Origin of the sequence: Roseomonas chloroacetimidivorans, from assembly GCF_049629625.1 — a bacterium.
In the GTDB taxonomy this organism is placed as follows: Bacteria; Pseudomonadota; Alphaproteobacteria; order Acetobacterales; family Acetobacteraceae; genus Roseomonas; species Roseomonas chloroacetimidivorans.
Map to the genome: position 1 here is coordinate 114,022 of NZ_JBNBZS010000001.1, position 21,774 is coordinate 135,795.

Genomic DNA, 21,774 nt, shown 5'->3' on the forward strand with positions numbered 1-21,774 from the left:
GCGCGAGGCCGCGCCCTAGTGGGGCGGCTCAGGCCGCCTCCACCGCCTCTACCCCCGGGATAACCTTCAGCGCCTGAGCCAGGCGCGGGGAGACGTTCCAACGGCCAGGTAGGGTCAGCTCCACCTCCTGCCCCGGGCCAGTGCGGGGGATGAGGATCACCTCCCCCTTGCCCCTTCCCTCGCGTTCCAGCAACGCACGCAGCGGCTCCAGCGCGTCCATCGCCGCGATCTCGATCCGGAGCCCGGCGCCGACGGACTGGGCGGCACGCTCCAGCGGCTCGCAATCGAGCGCAGTCAGCCGCACCGCCTCGCCATCGGCGCGGACCTCCGAGGTGAACAGGACGGCGTTGCCCTCGGTCAGCATCTCCCGGCACTTGCCGAGAATTTCGGAGAAGCAGGTCACCTCCGTGCTGCCGGACGCGTCGGAGATGCGGACCCAGGCCATGCGGCTGCCGGTCTTGGTCGTGCGTTCCTTCGTGCCGATCACGGTGCCGGCGAGCTTCAGCCGTGCTGCCCCGGCCTGGGCACGCTCGGTCATCTTCGCAATCGGGCAGACATGCAGCTTGGCCAGCACGTCCTTATAGGCATCCAGCGGATGGGCCGAGAGGTGGAAGCCGATCGCATCCGCCTCCTGGGAAAGCTTATCAAGCTGCGGCCAATCCGGCATGTCGCGCAGGCGCAGAGGCGGCGTGTCGGCAGCGGCGCCCGGCATGCCGAACAGCCCGATCTGCGCGCTGGCCCGGTCCTCGGCAGCCGCCTGCGCGCGGCGGATGATCTGCTCCGCCCCTTCCGTCACGCGTGCGCGGTTCGGGTCCAGCGATTCGAAGGCGCCAGCGCGGGCCAGGTTCTCCACCTGCATCTTGTTCAGCAGCTTCGGATCGACGCGATCCGCGAAGTCGGAGAGCGACTTGAACGGGCCACCCTCCTTACGTGCCGCCACCAGGTCCTTCATCGCGGCCAAGCCCACCCGCTTCACCGCCGCCAGGGCGAAGCGAATGCTCTTCTTCCCGTCCTCCTGCATTTCCACCGCGAACTCTGCCTCGCTTCTGTTCACGTCGGGCGGCAGCACCTTGATGCCGAGGCGCGAGGCTTCCGAGAGATGGGAGGCGAGCTTGTCCGTGTTGGTCATGTCCAGCGACATGATCGCCGCCAGAAATTCGACGGGGTGGTTCGCCTTCAGCCAGGCCGTCTGGTAGGAGACGAGCGCATAGGCGGCGGCGTGCGACTTGTTGAAGCCGTATTCCGCGAAGCGCTCCATCAGGTCGAAGATCTCGCCCGCCTTATCCTCGGGGATGCCGTTCTTCACGGCCCCCTCGGTGAAGATCTTGCGCTGCGCCTCCATCTCGGAGCGGATCTTCTTGCCCATGGCGCGGCGCAGCAGGTCGGCGCCGCCGAGCGAATAGCCCGCCAGCTCCTGGCTGATCTGCATCACCTGCTCCTGGTAGACGAGGATCCCGTAGGTCTCCTCCACCAGCTTCCGCATGGCCGGATGCACGGGCTCCCAGGCCTGCCCATGCTTGCGGGCGCAATAGGCCGGGATGTTGGCCATCGGGCCCGGGCGGTAGAGCGACACCGCCGCGATCAGGTCCTCGAAGCGGTCTGGGCGCATCATGCGGAGAACGTCCCGCATGCCCTGGCTTTCGAACTGGAACACGCCGGCCGCATCGCCCTTGGCGAGCATCTCGAACGTCCTGGCATCGTCCAGCGGGATGGTGGTGATGTCGATCTGCTTGCCCTGACCCGCCAGGATATCCAGCGCACGCTGGATCACCGTGAGCGTCTTCAGGCCAAGGAAGTCGAACTTTACCAGCGACGCGCTCTCCACATACTTCATGGAGTACTGCGTCACGAGCATCTCACTGCGGGGATCGCGGTAGAGCGGCACGATCTCGATCAGCGGCTTCCGCCCGATCACCACGCCCGCCGCGTGAGTGGAGGCGTTCCGGTACAGGCCTTCGAGCTGGAGCGCCGTCTGCATCAGGCGGTCCACATTCTCGTCCGTCTCACGCATCTCCCGCAGCCGCGGCTCGCCATCCAGCGCCTCCTGCAGCGTGGGCGGCTTGGCGGCGTTGAAGGGAATCAGCTCGGCAATCTTGTTCACCTGGCCGAAGGGCAGGCCCATGACACGGCCGACATCGCGCACCACCGCCTTCGCCTGCAGGCGGCCGAAGGTGATGATCTGCCCTACGCGATCCGGCCCGTACTCGTTCCGGACGTAATTGATGACCTCTTCGCGCCGGTCCTGGCAGAAGTCGATATCGAAGTCCGGCATGGACACGCGCTCGGGGTTCAGGAAGCGCTCGAAGAGCAGGCCGAAGCGCATCGGGTCCAGGTCGGTGATGGTCAGCGCCCAGGCGGCAACCGAGCCCGCGCCCGATCCACGTCCCGGCCCCACCGGGATGTCATGCGCCTTCGCCCACTGGATGAAGTCGGCCACGATCAGGAAGTAGCCAGAGAAGCCCATCCTCTCGATGATGCCCAGCTCAAACTCCAGCCGCTCGCGGTAGGCCGGGCGCTGCTCCTCGGGCGTGCCCTGCACATCCAGCCGCTTCTCCAGCCCTTGCCGGGCCATGTCCTGGACGATCTGCGCCTCGGTCATGCCCTCCTGCACCTTACGGCTGATGGGCAGTTCCGGCTTCTTCGTCTCGGCCATGACGGCGCAGCGGCGGGCAATGGCCAAGGTGTTGTCGCAGGCCTCCGGCAGGTCCTTGAACAGTTCCCGCATCACCGAAGGAGGCTTGAACCAGTGCTCGGGCGTTACCCGACGGCGGTCAGGCTCCGCCAGGGTGCGGCCCTCTGCGATGCAGAGCAGCGCGTCATGCGCCTCATGCGCGGCCGAGGCGGCGAAATACACGTCATTGGCCGCCACGATCGGCACGGCGGCGGCGTCGGCGATGGCCAGCAGCCCCGGCTCCACGGCCCGGTCCCGTTCCGTGCCGTGCCGGGTCAGTTCCACCGCCAGATTGTCGCCATAGGCCTCGCGCAACGCAGCCAATAGGCCCTCGGCCTGGGGGCGCCGTCCCTCGGCCAAGAGGCGGCCCAGCGGGCCCAGCGTGCCGCCGGTCAGCAGGAAGACGCCTTCCGCATGGGCGCGCAGCTGGTCTAGATTGATCGCGGGCTTACCCGATGGGTCCTCCCCCAGCCAGCCCAGGGAGGACAGGCGCTGGATATTTTCCAGCCCCGGCTTCGTCATGGCCAGCGCCACCACAGGGTCAGGCGGCAACCGCGCTGCCTCCGGCCGCTCCGGTTCCTTCGCGCGGGCCAGCCAGAGCTGGCACCCGATGATTGGCTGCACCCCCTCCTTGGTCGCGTACTGGCTGAATTCCAGGGCGCCGAACATGACGGCGGTATCGGTCAGCGCCAAGGCGGGCATACCGGCCTTGCGGGCCATGCCGGGCAGCTTGTCCGCTTTGATGGCGCCCTCCGCGAGCGAATAGGCGGAGTGGACGTGGAGATGAACGAAGCTGCCGGACATGGGGGGAATATAGGAGGTCCGGCCCCGAGCCGCAGGCGATTCCCGGGCGGCGGGGCCGGAACGGACGGGGGTGTGGCTAGGCGGGAACGATCAGCCCGTCCCGAAGGGTGACGGTCCGGTCCATCCGCGCCGCCAGATCCGGGTTGTGGGTGGCAATCAGCGCGGCCAGGCCCCTGCCCCGCACAGCGTCCAGCAGTTCCGCGAAGACGCGGTCGGCTGTGCCCGTGTCCAGATTGCCAGTGGGCTCATCGGCCAGTAGCACCTTGGGCCCATTCGCCAGGGCACGCGCGATGGCCACACGCTGCTGCTCGCCGCCCGACAGCCGGCTGGGCCGGTGGTCGAGGCGGTTCTGCAACCCGAAGGTGCCCAGAAGCTCGCGCGCGCGCGCCACCGCGTCCCGGCGCCGCTTCCCGGCGGCAAGCTGCGGGAGGACGATGTTCTCCTCCGCCGTGAATTCCGGCAGCAGGTGATGGAACTGGTAGACGAAGCCGATCGTCTCCCGGCGTAGCGCTGTCCGGGCATCGTCGCCCAGGCTGCCGGAATCGCGCCCTTCGACCAGCACCCGGCCGGCATCCGGCTTCTCCAGCAACCCAGCCACATGCAGAAGCGTGGACTTGCCGGTGCCCGATGGTGCGACGAGCGCCACGATCTCCCCGGCATGCAAGTCCAGATCCGCCCCACGCAGCACGGGCAGCTCCCCGGCTTCGGTGCGGTAACGCCGCTCCACCCCGCGCAGGACGAGCGGCGCCCCGTTCGGCGCCTCAGCCATTGCGCAATCCCTCCACGGGATCGAGCCGGGCCGCGCGCCATGACGGATAAATGGTGGCGAGCAGTGAGAGGGTAAGGCCCATGATGACGACCTGCGCCACTTCCATCGGTTCCACCACCGCGGGCAGCTTCGTCAGGAAATAGACCTCGGCATTGAACAGATCCGTCCCCGTCAGAGACTGCAGGAATTGCCGGATGTGCTCGATGTTCAGGCAGAAAACCAGCCCGATCAGGAAACCGATCAGCGTGCCGGACACGCCGATCGAAGCCCCGGCCAGCAGGAAAATGCGCAGGATCGACCCCCGCGTGGCGCCCACCGTCCGCAACACTGCGATATCCCGCCCTTTGTCCTTCACCAGCATGATCAGCGAGGAGATGATGTTGAAGGCCGCGACGATGATGATCAGCGTCAGGATCAGGAACATCACGTTCCGCTCCACCTGCACCGCCGCGAAGAAGGAGGAATTGGAGGCCTGCCAGTCCAGCACGCGCACAGGCCGGCCGCGCAACGCCTCGAAGATCGCGCGGGTGGCGTTGCGGACATGGTCTGGGTTGTCGACGAAAACCTCCACCTGCGTCGCCGTGTCGCGGTGCTGGAAATAGAGCTGGGCGGCCTGGAAGGGCAGGAAGACGTAGCTGGAATCGTATTCCTGCATCCCCGCCTCAAACATCGCCACCACCTCATAAGCCTTGAGGCGCGGGACGGTGCCGACAACGGTGGCACGGCCCTGGGGCGAAACAAGGGTGATCTTGTCCCCGATCCGCAGCCCCAGACGCCTGGCCAGGCGGGTACCGACCACGATCGTGTCGTCCCCGCCGAAGCGCGACAGGTCGCCGGCGCGGATATTGTCGGCGATCAAAGGCCGTGTCCGCAGATCCTCCGGCCGGATGCCGCGCGCCAGGCCACCGGTCGCCCCGCCCTGCTCGCTCGTGAAGAGAACCTGTCCCTCGACAATTGGCGTCGCGGAGACGATGCCGGGAAGCTGGCGGACGCGGGCGGCGATGTCGTCGAAATCCCGCAGCCCCTCCTCGTTCTGGGCATAGACGCCGAGATGCCCGTTCAGCCCGAGGATTCGGCCCAGCAGCTCCTGCCGGAAGCCGTTCATCACGGACATGACGATGATGAGCGTCGCGACACCAAGCGCGATGCCCACCAGCGAGAAGATGGCGATGACGGAGACAAAGCGCTCGCCCTTCCGGGCGCGCAGATACCGGAAGGCGACGGCGCGCTCGAAAGGCGAGAACATCAGGGAATGCTGGCCTTGATCTTCGCGACGACCTCTTCCAACGGCAGCTCCAGCCGCTCACCGGTCGCACGGCGCTTCAGTTCCACGATGCCCTTCGCGGCGCCGCGTGGCCCCACGATCGCCTGCCAGGGATAGCCGACCAGATCCGCATCGGCGAACTTGGCGCCGGCTCGCTCACCGCGGTCGTCATAGACGGCCTCGCCCGGCAGGGCGGCGTAAAGCTGCTCGCAAAGCGCATCCGCCGCCGCATCGCCCGGCTTCAGATTGAGGATGGCGCAGGCGAAGGGCGCCACCGCATCCGGCCAGATGATGCCGTTCTCGTCGTGCCCGGCCTCGATGATGGCGGCGAGCAGGCGGGAGACACCAATGCCGTAGGAGCCCATCTCCGGGTTCACCGGCGTGCCGTCCGGCCCGGCCACGGTCAGCCCCATAGGCTTGGAGTACTTCGTGCCGAAGTAGAAGATATGGCCCACCTCGATGCCGCGCGCCGTCACCTGCGATTCCGCGGGAATGGCGTTCCAGGCATCCAGATCGTGCTTCTCGTCGGTCGCCGCGTAGCGGCTGGTCCAGAAATCGACCACCGGCGAGGGATCGCCCGTGCCGCTCGGGTCCTGCGCCAGCACGTCAAAGTCCAGCAGGTCCTTGTGCAGGAAGACCTCGCTCTCGCCCGTCTCCGCCAGGATGATGAACTCGTGGGAGAGGTTGCCGCCGATCGGGCCGGTATCGGCCTGCATCGGGATGGCCTTCAGCCCCATCCGCGCGAAGGTCCGCAGATAGGCGCGGAACATCAGCCGGTAGGATTGGCGCGCACCCTCGGCATCCAGGTCGAAGGAATAGCCGTCCTTCATCAGGAATTCGCGGCCGCGCATCACGCCGAAGCGGGGGCGGATCTCGTCCCGGAACTTCCACTGGATATGGTAGAGATTCCGCGGCAGGTCCCGGTAGGACTTGGCGTATGTCTTGAAGATGTCGGTGACCATTTCCTCGTTGGTCGGGCCGTAGAGCATCTCCCGGTCATGCCGGTCGGTGATGCGCAGCATCTCCTTGCCATAGTCGTCATAGCGGCCGCTCTCCTTCCAGAGTTCGGCCGGCTGGATGGTCGGCATCAGGATTTCCTGCGCCCCGGCCAGGTCCTGCTCCTGCCGGACAATGTCCGAGACCTTCCGTAGGACGCGCAGCCCCAGCGGCAGCCAGGCATAGATGCCGGCGCTGGTCTGGCGGATGAGGCCGGCCCGCAGCATGAGGCGGTGCGAGACGATCTGCGCCTCGGCGGGCGTTTCCTTGAGCGTGGGCAGAAAGGCGCGGGAGAGGCGCAAGGCAGGTGGCTCCGGTGAAATCGGGCGCAACCTAATGCGGATCGGCCGGGCGCGGTATCGCCCGAAGCAGGGAATCCGCCATCAAACCGTCTCGGGCTGTTTCCGGATGCGGAGTGGCGCACGCCTCGGCCGGCATCTGAGAAAAAAAAGGGCCGTCCCGAAGGAACGGCCCGAGTTTAGGGAGGAAACGCCAGTCACACGGCGGAAGAGGAAGAGCCCTCTTCCATGTCCCGATGATGCTGCCCTGCAGCGTCCGATGAAAGGTTTTTCGACGGGCTTCGGCTGAAAAAACAGGCTTATCAGCTCGTAATTGCGCATTTTATATTCAAGTCAGCCCACGTCTGGCGCATCTGCCTAATCATTAGGCTTCGCGAGCCATCCTTCGCGGAAGGACAGCCAGTCGGCGCGAACCAGCCATTCGATGAACAGCCAAACCAGGACGGAGATCAGGGTCGTCAGCAACACCACCCGAAGCGCCCGCACCTGCCGCGGGGCGCCGCGCCAGCCGCCGGCCGCCTCACCGTCCGGATCAGGATTCACCCCGATCGGCAACACGGCGAAGAGCACGGTCCACCAGACCAGGAAGTAGACAACGATACCCGTAACCCAGCCCATGAGCTGCCTTGCCCTGTCCTTGCCGTAATCCCGCGGCCATCCCCGGCGTTCTTCTCGCCGGACAGTCCGGAAAGGAGATCGCCATGCGACGTATCACGCTTCTTGCCGGCCTCGCCCTGATGGCGCTGCCGATGCTGCCACAAGAGGCCGAGGCCCGTCCGGACCGGGACGAGTATCGCCGGTGGGAGCGCGAACACCGCCGGTGGGAACGCCAGGAGCGCCGTGAGGCCCGCCGCGAGGAGCGCTGGCACCGCCAGCGCTGGCGCGAGGCACGCCGCTACGAGGAGTGGCGCCGCCACAACGCCTATGGCCCGCCGGTGGCCTACGCCCCTCCCGCTCCGGTCCTGCAGTTCAACATTCGCTGAGCGGCGTCACACCCGGAGCAGGTGCAGCTCCACCAGCGGCCGCTTGCGAACGCGGCGGCCGATGGCCTTGCGAAGGGCGGCCCGTGCCGCTTCGCGCAAGGCTGCATCCTCCCGCCGCAATGGCGCGGGCAGGTCGTTGACCAGCCGCGCCAGGTCCGCGGCGATCTGGGCTGGCGCGTCTTCCCCCTGCTCGAAAAGCCCGGGGGCGGAGATCTGCGGTATGCCCCGCACCCGCCCTGCATCGTCCACGGCCAGGGAGCCGACGACGACGCCGTTGAACAGCATGCGGCGCCGTGCGCCCAGCACTCCACCCTCAAGTGGCAGCAGCCGCGTGCCGTCCAGCGCCAGCTTGCCACTCTGAACGGTTTCACAGACCTCGACCGGGCCCGGCCCCAGGCAGAGCACGTCGCCATCCTCGATCAGGTGCGGCTCGGAGCCGAACTCCCGCGCCAGGGCGGCATGCTCCTGCAGATGGCGCCACTCGCCATGCACGGGCACGGCATGGCGCGGCTTCACCAATTCGTAGAGGCGCCGCAGCTCGTCCTTGGCCGGGTGGCCGGAAACATGGACCGGATGCTCCGAATCAGGAGTGATCACGCGGCAACCAGCGCGGTAGAGCGCGGCCTCCACATTCATGATCGCCTTCTCATTCCCCGGGATCATGCGGGAGGAGAAGATCACCGTATCCCCCTCACCCAGCGAGATCTGGGGATGGGTGTCGGCCGCAATCTTCGCCAGCGCCGAGCGGGGCTCGCCCTGGCTGCCCGTGCAGATGATCAGCAACTCGTCATCCGGCAGGTAGCCCGCCTCCTCTTCATCGAGGAAGGGGGGCAGATCCGTCAGATAGCCGGTCTCGCGCGCCGCGGCATCGGCGTTGCGGAGGGAGCGCCCGAACAGCGCTACCCGCCGCCCCGCAGCCATGGCGGCCCGGCTGATCGATTCCACACGGGCAATGTTTGTCGCGAAGCAGGCCACCGCCACCCGGCCCTTCAGCCCGGCGATCAGGGAGGTCAGCGCCTCCCGCACATCGGCCTCGCTACCCGAATGCCCGTCCACCAGGGCATTGGTGCTGTCACAGACCATGGCCAGCACCCCCTCCTCGCCGAGCGCGGCGAAGCCTGCCTCGTCGGTCGGTGGGCCGGTCAGCGGATTGGGGTCCAGCTTCCAGTCACCCGTGTGCAGCACGATCCCGTGCCGGGTCCGGATGGCCAGTGCCTGCGCCTCGGGCACAGAATGCGCGACGCGCAGGAACTGGAGGTCGAAGTTCCCGACCTTCATCCGCGAGGAGAGCGGGACCGTGTGGAGCGTTACCTCGTTCAGGAGCCCGGCCTCGCCGAGCTTTCGGCGAAGAACCGCGCTGGCAAAGGGGCTGGCGTAGACAGGGCAGCGCAGGAAGGGCCAGAGAGCGGCCACGGCCCCCAGATGGTCCTCATGCGCGTGCGTGATGACCAGCCCCACCAAGCGGTCACGCCGTTCGGTGAGCCAGGCCGGGTCCGGCACCAGGATTTCAGCCTCCGGCGACTCAGCGCCGCCGAAGCCGATGCCACAGTCCACCGCCAGGAGTTGGCCGTCCAGGCGATAGACATTGAGGTTCATGCCGATCTCCCCCGTCCCCCCGAGCGGGAGGAAGGCGAGGTCGTCGGTCGCGTCGAATGTCATTCGTTCTCGTTCTTGAGAGAGTCTGGGAGCGTTGTCTTATGGAAGATGGGGGGTGGGTTCCGGGCCGCCAACAGGCGAAGCCCGTCCAAGGTGATATCGGGGTCGGTATGTTGAATGACGGTGGTGCCCTCCGCGAACAAGGGGGCGAGCCCTCCTGTCGCGATCACCTTCAGGGGACCACCGTGCTCCACCCGGATCCGGGCTACCAGCCCTTCGACCAAGCCGACATAACCCCAGTAAATGCCGGACTGCATGGCGGGCACTGTGTCCCGGCCGATGACGGACTGGGGCCTGCCGATGCCGATCCGCGGCAGGCGGGCGGCCGCCCGATGCAACGCCTCGATGGAAAGGTTGATCCCCGGGGCGATCACCCCGCCCACATAGGCGCCGCCCACGCCTACTACGTCAAAGGTCGTCGCGGTGCCGAAATCGATGACGATCAGCGGCGCTATGTAGCGGTGGTGGGCCGCCAGCGCATTGAGCAGGCGGTCGGCGCCGACCTCCATGGGGCGGTCCACCAGGATGTCAAAGCCCCATTCCACGCTGCCCGCCCGGGCAACCAGGGGCTCGCAATTGAACCAGTCCCGGCAGAGGCGTCGTAGGCTATAAAGGGCGGCGGGCACTACGGTGCCGATGGCGCAGCCCGTAATATCCGTCGGCTTCAGCCCGGAATGTGAGAGAAGGGTAAGAAGCCAGACGGCATATTCATCGCTCGTCCGGTCTGCCCGGGTGGCGATGCGCCAGCGGCCGCGCCACTCGGCCCCATCATGCACGGCAAAAACGACATTGGTGTTGCCAGCGTCGATAGCCAGGAGCATGGGCGCAAATCCTCCAGGGCCTCTAGGGGTTCACATCCCCGGCCATGACCGTTTCCATGCCTGTTGCGGTGCGAAGGCGCAATGCACCGGTGTCGTCCAGGCCTTCGAAATGGCCCTGCCGCACCCCACCGGGGACGGTGACGGTCAGCATCGCACCAGGTGCATGGCCCCGGGTGAGCCAGGCCTGCCGCACAGGGCCGAAGCCCTGGGCAGCCTGGATGCCCTGCCACCGGTCCAACGCCGCGAGAATCAGCGCTGTCGCCACCTCTGGCTCCAGCGCCGGCGGAGGCAGGGCCGCCGTCGCGCGGCCGGGCACCTCCGGCGCATAGGCCAGGTTCACACCAAAGCCGAAGCAGAGCCAGGCAAGCCCGCCCGAGGCATCCAGCGCCGCCTCGGTCAGAATGCCCGCGCATTTCCCCCCGCGGAGAAGCAGGTCATTCGGCCATTTAAGAGTCAGCCCCGGCCCGGCATGAGGCGACAGCGCCTCATAGACCGCAACCGCCGCCAGGAGACTCCATTGCGGAACCTCGCGGGCCGCCGCCTGCGGCCGCAGCAATACGGACAGAAAAAGATTGCCGGCCGGCGACTCCCAGCTCCGGCCATGGGTGCCTCGCCCGGCTGTCTGCCGGCGGGCGAGGATGGCGAGCCGATCCGCCTCCCCCGCCTCGGCCCTGTTCCGGATCAGGTCGGCGGTGCTGGGGAGCAGATCATGAACCTGAAGCCGCCAGCCCGCCGGGACGGGCGTCACCCCCCCAGGGCCGCGACAGCCGTCGCGGCCGCCGCCACGATCGGCGCCGGGAAGAGGAAGAAGAGCACGTTGAAGAGCCCCGCCCCCGCCAGGACCAGCGACACCGAAGCCGAACGCGGGTCCAGCGCACCCTCGGGCGCGTCGAAATACATCACCTTAATAATACGCAGGTAGTAATAGGCGCTGACCACGCTGGTGAGCACGCCCACCGTCGCGAGGAACCAGTACCCCTCCTGCACTGCGGCCAAGAAAACATAGAGCTTCGAGAAGAAGCCCGCGAGCGGCGGAATGCCAGCCATGGAGAACATGAACACCACCATGGCGAGGCCCATGGCCGGATCGGTGCGGCCCAGGCCAGCCAAGTCCTCAATCCGCTCCAGCGCGCGCCCCTGGCGGCGCATGGAAACCAGCACCGCGAAAGTACCGGCATTCATGACCAAGTAGATCGCCATGTAGAGCATCACGCCACGCAGGCCGACATCGGTGGCAACCACCAGGCCCATCAGCGCGTAGCCGACATGGCCGATGGAAGAATAGGCCATCAGCCGCTTGATGTTCTGCTGCCGGATGGCCGCAAGCGATCCCAGCAGCATCGAACCCAGCGAGGCCAGCCAGATGACGCCCTGCCACTGCGCCGCCAGATCCGCGAAGGGATCCGCCAGCACGCGCACCAGCAGCGCCACCGCTGCGACCTTCGGCGCCGAGGCGAAAAAGGCCGTCACCGGCGTCGGCGCGCCCTCATAGACATCCGGCGTCCACATGTGGAAGGGGACGGCCGAAATCTTGAAGGCCAGCGCCGCGGTCACGAAGGTCATGCCGATCACCAGACCAAGAGGCACGCCCTCCTGTCCCGACACCGCATTCCCAATCGCCGCAAAATTGGTCGAGCCGGCGAAGCCATAGGTGAGGCTGGCGCCGTAGAGATAAAGGCCAGAAGCGAGCGCGCCGAGCACGAAGTACTTCAGCCCGGCTTCAGCGGAACGCGCGTTGTCCCGGTCAAAGGCCGCGATGACATAGAGCGAAAGCGATAGCAGCTCGAGGCCCATATAGAGGGTGATGAGGTCGGAGGCCGACACCATCACCATCATGCCGACCGTGCTGAGCAGCACCAGGATCGGAAACTCGAAGCGGGCGATGCCCTGCTTCTCGTTCCAGTCCAGCGCGAGCATCAGCCCGGTGGCGGCGCCGAGCAGGATCAGGATCTTCGCGAAGCGTGCGAAGCTGTCCGAGATGAACTGATTGCCGAAGGCCATGCCGTCCGGCGTGGCCATGGCTATCACCGCCGCCACGAGCAGCGCGCCGAGCGTGCCCATGGTGATCGGGAAGGTCATCTCCCGCTTTGGAATGACGCCGACCAGCAGCAGCACCAGCGCGGCGACTGCCAGGAAGATCTCAGGAAGAGCGAGGGTCCAGTTCATCGGCTCACAGCCCGGCCACGCGCGGCACGGCGAGGGCGGCCTCATGCCGCTCCACCAGAGCGGCGACAGAGGCTTCCCAGACATGGGTGAAGGAGGACGGATAGACCCCCATCCAAAGGGTAAGGAGGATCAGCGGCGCGAAGATCGCGATCTCCCGCGGGGAGAGGTCGACTAGGCGCAGCACCTCGTCCTTCGTGACCTTGGAGAAGATCACACGGCGGTACAGCCAGAGCATATAGGCCGCGCCCAAAATCATACCCAGGCCCGCCCCCAGCGACACCCAGGGATTGGAGCGCCAGGCGCCGACAATCACCAAGAACTCGCCCGGGAAGTTCGCCGTGCCCGGCAGAGCGACGCTCGCCATGGTGAAGAGCATGAAGACCATGGCGTAGATCGGCATGATCTTCGCAACCCCGCCGTAGCGCGCGATCTCCCGCGAATGCACGCGGTCATAAAGCACTCCGACGCAGAGGAAGAGCGCGCCCGAAACCACGCCATGCGCGAGCATGGTGAACAGGGCGCCCGAGATGCCCTGCTGGTTGAAGGTGAACAGGCCGATCGTGACGATGCCCATATGCGCCACCGAGGAGTAGGCAATGAGCTTCTTCATGTCGTCCTGAACGAAGGCGATCATGCTCGTGTAGATCACGGCAATGACGCTCAGGGCGAAGATGAGCGGCGCGAAGAACTGCGATGCCTCGGGAAAGAGCGGGATGGAGAAGCGCAGGAAGCCATAGCCTCCCATCTTCAGCAGCACGCCAGCCAGGATCACCGAGCCCGCGGTCGGGGCTTCCACATGCGCGTCCGGCAGCCAGGTGTGCACCGGCCACATCGGCACCTTCACCGCGAAGGAGGCGAAGAAGGCCAGGAACATCCAATACTGCCAGGAGGGCGGCACCGTGGCCTGCATCAGCGTTGCGATGTCCGTGCTACCGGCATTGTACCAGAGCGCGAGGATCGCAAGCAGCATCAGCACGGAGCCGAGCAGCGTGTAGAGGAAGAACTTGAAGGCCGCGTAGACGCGGCGCTGCCCGCCCCATACCCCGATGATCAGGAACATCGGGATCAGCACGCCTTCGAAGAAGACGTAGAAGATGATGAGGTCCAGCGCGCAGAACATGCCGACCATCATCGTCTCCAGGACGAGGAAGGCGATCATGTACTCCCGCACCCGGGTCTGTACCGCTTCCCAGGAAGCGAGGATGCAGATCGGGGTCAGCAGCGTGGAGAGCAGGACGAACAGCATCGAGATACCGTCCACGCCCATATGGTAGTTGACGCCGAACTCCGGAAGCCAGGATGCCCGCTCAACGAACTGCGCGTCCGCCACAGTAGGATCGAAACGGAACCAGAGGATCAGCGACAGGACGAAGACGATCAGGCTGGTCCAGAGCGCGGTCCAGCGGGCATTGGAGGCGACGGTCGCCTCATCCCCCCGGACGCAGAGGATCGCCACCACCCCTGCCAAGGGCAGGAAGGTGAGTAGGGAGAGCAGCGGGAAGCCGACCGCGTTCATCGGGTGAAGCCCAGGAAGATGACGGAGACGAAGACCACGAGGCCCGCGATCATGGTGAAGGCGTAATTGGCCACGCGCCCGGTCTGGAAGCGCGCCACGCCGCGGGCGGCATCCACGGTGATGGCCGCGACGCCATTCGGGACGCCGTCGATGATCGTCGCATCGCCCGTCTTCCAGAACACCCGCGCGAGGCGCCGGAAGGGCCGCACGAAGATCGCGTCATACAGCTCGTCGAAATACCACTTGTGCAGCAGGAACTTGTGCAGTCCCGAGAAGGTCTGCGCCAGCCGCACCGGGATGCCCGGGGCGAACATGTAGAAGATATAGGCCAGGGCGATGCCGGCGATGCCGATCACTGTCGGGGCGAGTCCGACCCATTCAGGTGTTTCATGTGCCGCATGGAGAACGTGGTTGTGCTCGGCGGTGAAGATGGCACCGTTCCAGAACTCATGCTCGTGGTGGCCCACAAAGAGGTCGGAGAACACGGCGCCGGTGAAGAGCGCGCCCACCGCCAGGACCAGCAGGGGGATCAGCATCACCGCCGGGCTCTCATGCACATGCTCCATCACATGGTGGTCCGCCCGCGGCTTGCCGTGGAAGGTCACGATGAGGAGCCGCCAGGAGTAGAAGGCGGTGAGGAAGGCCGCGATCAGGCCCATGACGAAGGCGTACATCCCGGCCCCGGTATGGGCCGCGAAGGCGCTCTCCAGGATCATGTCCTTGGAGTAGTAGCCGGCGAAGAAGGGAACGCCGGCCAGGGCCAGGCTGCCGATCCACATCACCACATAGGTGACGGGGATCTTCGTCCAGATGCCGCCCATCTTCCGGATGTCCTGCTCATCCGACATCGCGTGGATCACGGAACCCGCCGAGAGGAAGAGCAGCGCCTTGAAGAAGGCGTGGGTGAAGAGGTGGAAGACCGCCGCCTGATAGGCTCCGACGCCAATGGCGAAGAACATGTAGCCGAGCTGCGAGCAGGTCGAATAAGCGATGATCCGCTTGATGTCGTTCTGCACGCAACCAATCGTCGCCGCAAAGAAGGCGGTGGTCGCACCGACGATGGTTACGATGGTCAGCGCCGTCGGGGCGTATTCGAAGATGGGCGACATGCGGGCCAGCAGGAACACGCCGGCGGTCACCATCGTGGCCGCATGGATCAGCGCGGATACCGGCGTCGGCCCCTCCATCGCGTCCGGCAGCCAGGTATGCAGGCCGATCTGTGCCGACTTACCGCAGGCGCCCAGGAACAGCAGGATTGAGATCACCTCGAGCGCCGGCATCCCAGCGAAGGTGGCCTGCCGCATCTCCTCAACCCGGCCGAAGATGTCCCCGAAGTTGAGCGCGCCAAAGGTCCAGAAGGTCAGCGCCATGCCCAGCATGAAGAACAGGTCGCCGACGCGGTTCACGATGAAGGCCTTCATCGAAGCCCGGTTCGCGCTCTCGCGGTCGTACCAGTAGCCGATCAGCAGGTAGCTCGCGAGGCCGACACCCTCCCAGCCGAAGAACAGCTGGACCAGGTTGTCCGCCGTCACCAGCATCAGCATGGCGAAGGTGAAGAGGCCGAGATAGGCGAAGAAGCGCGGCGGCGTCTCATCATGGGACATGTAGCCGACGCTGTAGAGATGGATGAAGGTCGAGATGAAGGTCACCATCCCCACCATCATCGCGCTCAGCGTGTCGTAGCGGAGCGCCCAGTCGACGGTCAGGCCGCCGACATCGATCCATTCGGTGATGGTGATAGTGCGGGGCGCGGAATGCAGCCCGACCTCGACAAAGGCCGAGACGCCGCAGATCGCGGCCAGCACCATGCAGCCTACCGAGACCCACATGGACAGGCGATCGCCCAGCCAGCGTCCGAAAAAGCCGGCCAGGCAGGCGCCCAGGAGGGGAAAGAAGACGGCACCGACGAACATGGCGCCCTAACCCTTCAGGGTGGACACGTCTTCCACCTCAATCGTGCCTCGGTTGCGGAAGTAGATGACCACCACCGCCAGACCAATCGCCGCCTCGGCGGCTGCGACGGTCAGGATGAACATAGCGAAGATCTGCCCCGTGAGATCCTGGAGCTGGGCCGAGAAGGCCACGAGATTCAGGTTCACGGAGAGCAGAATAAGCTCCACCGACATCAGGATGACGATGATGTTCTTCCGGTTCAGGAAGATGCCGAAGACGCCGAGCACGAAGAGGATCGCGCCCACTGTCAGGTAGTGGCCCAGTCCGATCGCGAGCATCAGTGGTGCCCCCCGTGACCATGGTCATCATGAGCGACCGCCTTCGGCTTCGCCTCCTCTGGCGGCAGCGGCCGCAGGATACCAAGCTGCCCGATGGAGGCGCCGACCGGCACCGAGGCCATGTCGAGCTGTGTCCGGCGGGCCACCTGGGCGCCAATGTCCTGGCGGCGGCTGCGATGGCGGTCACGATGGGTCAGCACAATGGCGCCGATCATCGCGACCAGCAGGATCAGGCCCGCGCCCTGGAAGAGGAAAACATAGTCCGTGTAGAGCACCCGCCCGATGGCGGCGGTGTTCTGCACGTCCGGCAGCACCGGATTGAGGCGCAGTCCCTCCGCCTGCCCGCTGGACTGCCAGGCGCCAAGGGCGAAGACCAGTTCTAGGAAGAGAATGCCGCCAATGACCGCGCCGATGGGGGCGTAACGCTGGAAGCCCTCACGCAACTGCGTGAAGTCGATGTCCAGCATCATAACCACGAAAAGGAACAGCACCGCGACCGCGCCGACATAGACGATGACCAGGATCATCGCCAGGAACTCGGCGCCGGCGATCAGGAAAAGCCCGGCAGCGTTGAAGAAAGCCAGGATCAGGTACAGCACGCTGTAGACCGGGTTCCGGCTGGTGACCACCATCACGGCGCTGGCGATCAGCACCGCGGAGAAGGCGTAGAAGGCGAGTCCAGCGATCATCGGTAGGGCGCATCCGCCTTGAGGCGCGCCGCCAGCATCGGCTCCCAGCGATCGCCGTTATCGAGCAGCTTCTCCTTGTTATAGATCAGCTCCTCGCGCGTCTCGGTCGCGAACTCCAGGTTCGGCCCCATGACGATGGCGTCCACCGGGCAGGCCTCCTCGCACAAGCCACAATAGATGCACTTGGTCATGTCGAGGTCGTAGCGCGTCGTCCGCCGGGAGCCGTCATCGCGCGGCTCGGCCTCGATGGTGATGCACACGGCCGGGCAGACCGCCTCGCAGAGCTTGCAGGCGATGCAGCGCTCCTCGCCGTTCGGATAGCGGCGAAGCGCGTGCTCCCCCCGGAAACGCGGGCTCAGGGGAGAGCGTTCAGACGGGTAGTTGATCGTCGCCTTCTTCTGGAAGAAGGCCTTCAGCGTCAGCCACATGCCGGAGGCGAGCTCCGACAGCAGGAGGCTGCGTGCCGCTCGGTCGAGCGTCGCCATCAGGGACGGACCTTTCCACTAGCAGTGTTGAGGCGGGTCATGCCGGAAGCCACCCGAAGATCTTCAGCGCGGCCGCGGTCAGCACCAGCCAGACCAGGCTAATCGGAAGGAAGACCTTCCAGCCCAGACGCATCAGCTGATCGTAGCGGTAGCGCGGGAAGGTCGCGCGGACCCAGACGAAGGTGAAAAGGCAGAGGCAGATCTTGAGAATGAACCAGATCGGCCCCGGGATCCAATTCAGCGGCGCCACATCGAAGGGCGGCAGCCATCCGCCAAGGAAAAGAATGGTGGTGAGCGAGGACATGAGGATCATGTTCGCGTACTCACCGAGGAAGAAGAGGGCGAAGGTCATCGCGGAGTATTCCACGAAGAACCCCGCCACCAGCTCGGACTCACCTTCTGGCAGGTCGAAGGGTGCCCGGTTCGTCTCCGCCAGGGTGGAGATGAAGAAGATAATGAACATCGGGAAGAGGGGGATGAAGAACCACAGCCCCTTCTGCGCCAGCACGATGTCCGTCAGATTCAGCGACCCCACGCAGAGCAGCACGGTGACAATCACGAAGCCCATGGAGACTTCGTAGGACACCATCTGCGCCGCCGAGCGCAGCGCTCCGAGGAAGGCGTATTTGGAATTGGAGGCCCACCCCGCGATGATGATGCCGTACACCCCCAGCGAGGAGATGGCGAAGAGGTAGAGGACGCCGACATTGATGTCGGCGATCGCCCATCCTTCATTCACCGGAATGACTGCCCAGGCGATCATCGCCAGGACGAAGGTCAGCATCGGCGCCATGATGAAGAGGACCCGGCTCGCCCCCGTGGGCACGATGGTCTCTTTCATCAGCATCTTGGCGGCATCGGCGAAGGGCTGCAGCAGGCCGAAGGGGCCAACCACGTTCGGCCCCTTCCGCAGCTGCATCGCCGCCATGATCTTGCGCTCGGCCCAGGTCATGTAGGCCACGCCGATCAGCAGGGGCACCAGCAGCGCCAGCGCCTGAGCGACGGTCAGTGCGAAGATGCCGACCGGGGTGTCGAGGAATCCGTCCATCACTCAGCCGCCATCGCCGGGATCGGCGCATACTCACGCGCGCAGGTGGCCATTACGTCGCTGGCCCGGGTGATCGCATCGGTCTGCCAGTAGTTCGTGATCGGCAGGGCGAAAGGCTGCGTTCCCATCGCCCCGGCATCGCCGGCCGGCTTCGCGGAGACGACGGCGGGCACCGGCGCCTGATCCACACGTGCGAAGACCGGGTTCGCCTCGATCAGCCGCGCCCGGATCCCGGCCCAGTCGTCATAAGGCAGGGAATGGCCGAGCAACTCGCTCGCGGCCCGCAGGATGCGCCAGTCCTCGCGCGCCTCGCCGGGCGGGAAGACGGCCCGGCGGCCGCGCTGAACCCGGCCCTCCGTGCTCACATAGGTGCCGTCCTTCTCGATATAGGTCGCCCCGGGAAGGATCACGTCAGCCCGCGCCGCGGCGCGATCGCCGTGATGGCCCTGGTAGATCACAAAGGTCTCCGGCGCGATCAGGGCGGGATCGAACCCGTCCGCGCCCAGCAGCCAGAGCGCATCAACCCCACCACCCAGCATGGCGCCGAGATCCTTGCCCCCCTGCCCCGGCAGGAAGCCGAGATCGAGCGCAGCGACCTGCCCGCCCTGCAGATGCAGCAGGTTGAAGCCGTTCCACTCATCGGTAATGGCGTTCAGCGACTGGGCCAGCGCCCAGGTGGCTGCCAGCACCGCCGCGCCGTCCGGCCGAGCCAGCGCACCGCGGCCCAGAAGGATCAGCGGACGCTTGGCGTTCCGCAGAACGTCACCGAAGGCGCCTTCCATGACGCGGCGCAGCGTCTCCGGGCCATCGCCCAGGTGCTGCGACGGGTAGGTCAGGTCCACAGCCGGCCCGATCACACCCACCGGCACGCGCAGCACGGCACGCTTGCGGATCCGCGCGTTCAGCACCGGCGCCTCGACACGCGGGTTGCTGCCGATGATCAGCACCGCATCCGCCTGGTCGATTCCGGCAATGGTGGTGTTGAACAGGTAGAAGGCGCGGTTGGAGCCATCTAGCGCCGCACCGTCCTCACGGCAGTCCAGGTTCTTCGAGCCCAGGGCCGTCATCAGGTCCTTCAGCGCGACGATGCTCTCTGCATCTGCCAGCCCGCCGGCAACCGCCCCGATCCGGTCACCCGGCAGGCCCTGAAGCTTGGAAGCGATCGCCTGGAAGGCCTCCGGCCAAGTGGCGGCGCGCAGCTTGCCGTCCTTGCGGATCCAGGGGCGGTCCAGGCGGCGGCGCTTGAGCGCGTCGAAGGAGAAGCGGCCACGATCGGCCATCCACTCCTCGTTCACCTCCTCATGCACACGCGGCAGGATGCGCAGCACGTCAGGTCCGCGACTGTCCACGCGGATATTCGTGCCGGTCGCATCCAGCACGTCCACGCTATCCGTCTTCGCCAACTCCCAAGGGCGCGCGACGAAGGCATAGGGACGGCTGGTCAGCGCGCCGACCGGGCAGATGTCGATCAGGTTGCCCGACAGCTCGCTGGAGATCGCCTTCTCGACATAGTTGGTGATCTGCATCGCCTCGCCGCGGCCGACCGCGCCCAGCTCCGGCACACCCGCCACCTCGTCCGAGAAGCGGACGCAGCGGGTGCACTGGATGCAGCGCGTCATGATCGGCTTGATCAGCGGACCGAAATACTTGTCGGTGATCGAGCGCTTGTGCTCGTGGTAGCGGCTGGTGTCATGGCCATAGGCCATGGCCTGGTCCTGCAGGTCGCACTCGCCGCCCTGGTCGCAGATCGGGCAGTCCAGCGGATGGTTGAGCAGCAGGAACTCCATCACGCCCCGGCGCGCATTCCGCACCACCGGGCTGTCTGTGATGATCTTCATGCCCTCGGCCACGGGGAAGTGGCAGGAGGCAACAGGCTTCGGCGCCTTCTCCACCTCGACGAGGCACATCCGGCAATTGCCAGCGATCGACAGGCGCTCATGGTAGCAGAAGCGCGGGATTTCCTTGCCGGCCAGTTCGGCGGCCTGGAGAGCCGTGGCGCCCAGCGGCACCTCGATCTCCGTTTCGTCCACCGTGACCTTGATGAGCTTCACATCGCTCATGTCATTCACTCCGCCGCCATCGGCATGGCGGGGGCGGCATGGCGCGCCTTATAGGCGGCGATCCGCTCCTCCATCATCGGGCGGTAGTGCCGGATAAGGCCCTGAACTGGCCAGACGCCGCCATCGGCGAGCGCACAGATCGTGTGCCCCTCGATGCGCTTCGTCACACTCTCCAGCACGTCGATTTCTTCGATTTCCGCACGGCCTTCGACCATGCGGTCCATCATGCGGCTGACCCAGCCCATGCCCTCGCGGCAGGGCGTGCACTGGCCGCAGCTCTCATGCTTGTAGAACTTGGAAAGGCGGGCGATGGCGCGGATCAGGTCCGTGGACTTGTCCATCACGATCACCCCCGCCGTGCCGAGGCCCGACTTGTGCTCGCGCAGCGCGTCGAAGTCCATCAGCACATCGTCGCAGATATGCTTCGGCAACAGTGGCGTCGAAGATCCGCCGGGGATCACGCAGAGCAGGTTGTCCCAGCCCCCGCGCACGCCGCCGGCATGGCGCTCAATGAGCTCCCGCAGCGGGATGCTCATCTCCTCCTCCACATTGCAGGGCTTGTTCACATGCCCCTGGATGCAGAAGATCTTCGTTCCCGAGTTCTTCGGCCGGCCGAAGCCCGCGAACCAAGCCCCTCCCCGCCGCAGGATCGTCGGCACCACCGCGATGGTCTCGACATTGTTCACCGTGGTGGGGCGGCCATAGAGGCCCACCGCCGCCGGGAAAGGCGGCTTCAGACGCGGCATGCCCTTCTTGCCCTCGAGGGACTCGATGAGCGCCGTCTCCTCGCCGCAGATATAGGCACCCGCCCCGCGATGGACGTAGAGGTCGAAGTCATAGCCCGACCCGCAGGCGTTCTTGCCGATCAGCCCGGCCGCATAGGCCTCGTCGATCGCGGCCTGCAGCACCAGGTGCTCATTGTAGTATTCGCCACGCACATAGATGTAGCCGGCGCTGGCCCCCATCGCGAAGGCCGCGATCAGACAGCCCTCGATCAGCGTGTGCGGATCGTGGCGCAGGATGTCGCGGTCCTTGCAGGTGCCGGGCTCCGACTCGTCCGAATTCACGACGAGATAGGAGGGCTTACCGCTCGGATCAGGCTTGGGCATGAAGGACCACTTCAGCCCCGTCGGGAAGCCAGCGCCGCCGCGCCCGCGCAGGCCGGACTGCTTCACCTCCTCGATGATCCAGTCGCGTCCCTTGGCGAGGAGAGCCGCCGTGCCGTCCCAGTTGCCGCGCTTGCGCGCCGCGTCCAACCCCCAATGCTGCATGCCGTAGAGGTTAGTGAAAATGCGGTCCTTATCTTGAAGGGCCAT

Annotated in this window: 18 protein-coding genes; 1 reads left to right on the plus strand and 17 read right to left on the minus strand. The window is 66.1% G+C overall.

Annotated features, from left to right (window positions below; all coding sequences use genetic code 11):
* Positions 1-28 precede the first annotated feature (28 nt).
* From dnaE to ACO1BU_RS00545, 5 genes are all read right to left on the minus strand, one after another.
* Positions 29-3,475: a DNA polymerase III subunit alpha gene (dnaE, locus tag ACO1BU_RS00525; RefSeq protein ID WP_424133936.1), complete on the minus strand. Its 3,447-nt coding sequence runs from the start codon at positions 3,473-3,475 to the stop codon at positions 29-31.
* A gap of 76 nt (positions 3,476-3,551) precedes the next feature.
* Positions 3,552-4,244 carry an ABC transporter ATP-binding protein gene (locus ACO1BU_RS00530; protein ID WP_424133937.1) on the minus strand — a complete coding sequence of 231 codons (693 nt, stop codon included), beginning with the start codon at positions 4,242-4,244 and terminating at the stop codon, positions 3,552-3,554.
* The gene (locus ACO1BU_RS00535; protein WP_424133938.1) at positions 4,237-5,490 is read right to left on the minus strand and encodes a lipoprotein-releasing ABC transporter permease subunit; all 1,254 of its coding nucleotides are present in this window, start codon (positions 5,488-5,490) and stop codon (positions 4,237-4,239) included. Before ACO1BU_RS00535 ends, ACO1BU_RS00530 begins: the two co-directional genes overlap by 8 nt.
* Positions 5,490-6,806, minus strand: a complete 1,317-nt coding sequence (gene proS / locus ACO1BU_RS00540; protein ID WP_424133939.1) for a proline--tRNA ligase — start codon at positions 6,804-6,806, stop codon at positions 5,490-5,492. The genes ACO1BU_RS00535 and proS overlap by 1 nt, the downstream gene beginning before the upstream one ends.
* Positions 6,807-7,160: 354 nt before the next feature.
* Positions 7,161-7,421, minus strand: a complete 261-nt coding sequence (locus tag ACO1BU_RS00545) for a DUF1467 family protein (RefSeq protein WP_424133940.1) — start codon at positions 7,419-7,421, stop codon at positions 7,161-7,163.
* A gap of 83 nt (positions 7,422-7,504) precedes the next feature.
* Between ACO1BU_RS00545 and ACO1BU_RS00550 the strand changes: the two genes are divergently transcribed.
* Entirely contained in the window at positions 7,505-7,786 is a 282-nt protein-coding gene (locus ACO1BU_RS00550; RefSeq protein ID WP_424133941.1) for a hypothetical protein, read from the plus strand.
* Between the two features lie 6 nt (positions 7,787-7,792).
* Here ACO1BU_RS00550 and ACO1BU_RS00555 read toward each other — a convergent pair whose 3' ends face one another.
* The 12 genes from ACO1BU_RS00555 to nuoF are packed head-to-tail and all read right to left on the minus strand — an operon-like array spanning position 7,793 to position 21,774.
* Complete coding sequence (locus tag ACO1BU_RS00555) at positions 7,793-9,445, minus strand: ribonuclease J (RefSeq protein WP_424133942.1); 1,653 nt, start codon at positions 9,443-9,445, stop codon at positions 7,793-7,795.
* Positions 9,442-10,263, minus strand: coding sequence for a type III pantothenate kinase (locus tag ACO1BU_RS00560; RefSeq protein ID WP_424133943.1), 822 nt, complete (start codon positions 10,261-10,263; stop codon positions 9,442-9,444). The genes ACO1BU_RS00555 and ACO1BU_RS00560 overlap by 4 nt, the downstream gene beginning before the upstream one ends.
* 22 nt (positions 10,264-10,285) lie before the next feature.
* Entirely contained in the window at positions 10,286-11,011 is a 726-nt protein-coding gene (locus ACO1BU_RS00565; protein WP_424133944.1) for a biotin--[acetyl-CoA-carboxylase] ligase, read from the minus strand.
* Entirely contained in the window at positions 11,008-12,429 is a 1,422-nt protein-coding gene (gene nuoN, locus ACO1BU_RS00570; RefSeq protein ID WP_424133945.1) for an NADH-quinone oxidoreductase subunit NuoN, read from the minus strand. Before nuoN ends, ACO1BU_RS00565 begins: the two co-directional genes overlap by 4 nt.
* A 4-nt stretch (positions 12,430-12,433) precedes the next feature.
* The gene (locus ACO1BU_RS00575; RefSeq protein WP_424133946.1) at positions 12,434-13,945 is read right to left on the minus strand and encodes an NADH-quinone oxidoreductase subunit M; all 1,512 of its coding nucleotides are present in this window, start codon (positions 13,943-13,945) and stop codon (positions 12,434-12,436) included.
* Complete coding sequence (gene nuoL / locus ACO1BU_RS00580) at positions 13,942-15,858, minus strand: NADH-quinone oxidoreductase subunit L (protein WP_424133947.1); 1,917 nt, start codon at positions 15,856-15,858, stop codon at positions 13,942-13,944. Before nuoL ends, ACO1BU_RS00575 begins: the two co-directional genes overlap by 4 nt.
* A gap of 6 nt (positions 15,859-15,864) precedes the next feature.
* A complete protein-coding gene (nuoK, locus tag ACO1BU_RS00585) occupies positions 15,865-16,176 on the minus strand; it encodes an NADH-quinone oxidoreductase subunit NuoK (protein WP_424133948.1) in 312 nt (103 codons plus the stop codon).
* Positions 16,176-16,865 (minus strand): NADH-quinone oxidoreductase subunit J, encoded by a 690-nt coding sequence (locus ACO1BU_RS00590; RefSeq protein WP_424133949.1) that lies wholly within the window; start codon positions 16,863-16,865, stop codon positions 16,176-16,178. The genes nuoK and ACO1BU_RS00590 overlap by 1 nt, the downstream gene beginning before the upstream one ends.
* The gene (gene nuoI, locus ACO1BU_RS00595) at positions 16,862-17,350 is read right to left on the minus strand and encodes an NADH-quinone oxidoreductase subunit NuoI (protein WP_424133950.1); all 489 of its coding nucleotides are present in this window, start codon (positions 17,348-17,350) and stop codon (positions 16,862-16,864) included. The genes ACO1BU_RS00590 and nuoI overlap by 4 nt, the downstream gene beginning before the upstream one ends.
* A gap of 37 nt (positions 17,351-17,387) precedes the next feature.
* Positions 17,388-18,398 (minus strand): NADH-quinone oxidoreductase subunit NuoH, encoded by a 1,011-nt coding sequence (nuoH, locus tag ACO1BU_RS00600; protein WP_424133951.1) that lies wholly within the window; start codon positions 18,396-18,398, stop codon positions 17,388-17,390.
* On the minus strand, positions 18,398-20,458 hold the full coding sequence (gene nuoG, locus ACO1BU_RS00605; RefSeq protein WP_424133952.1) for an NADH-quinone oxidoreductase subunit NuoG: 2,061 nt from the start codon (positions 20,456-20,458) through the stop codon (positions 18,398-18,400). Before nuoG ends, nuoH begins: the two co-directional genes overlap by 1 nt.
* A 5-nt stretch (positions 20,459-20,463) precedes the next feature.
* Complete coding sequence (nuoF, locus tag ACO1BU_RS00610) at positions 20,464-21,774, minus strand: NADH-quinone oxidoreductase subunit NuoF (RefSeq protein ID WP_424133953.1); 1,311 nt, start codon at positions 21,772-21,774, stop codon at positions 20,464-20,466.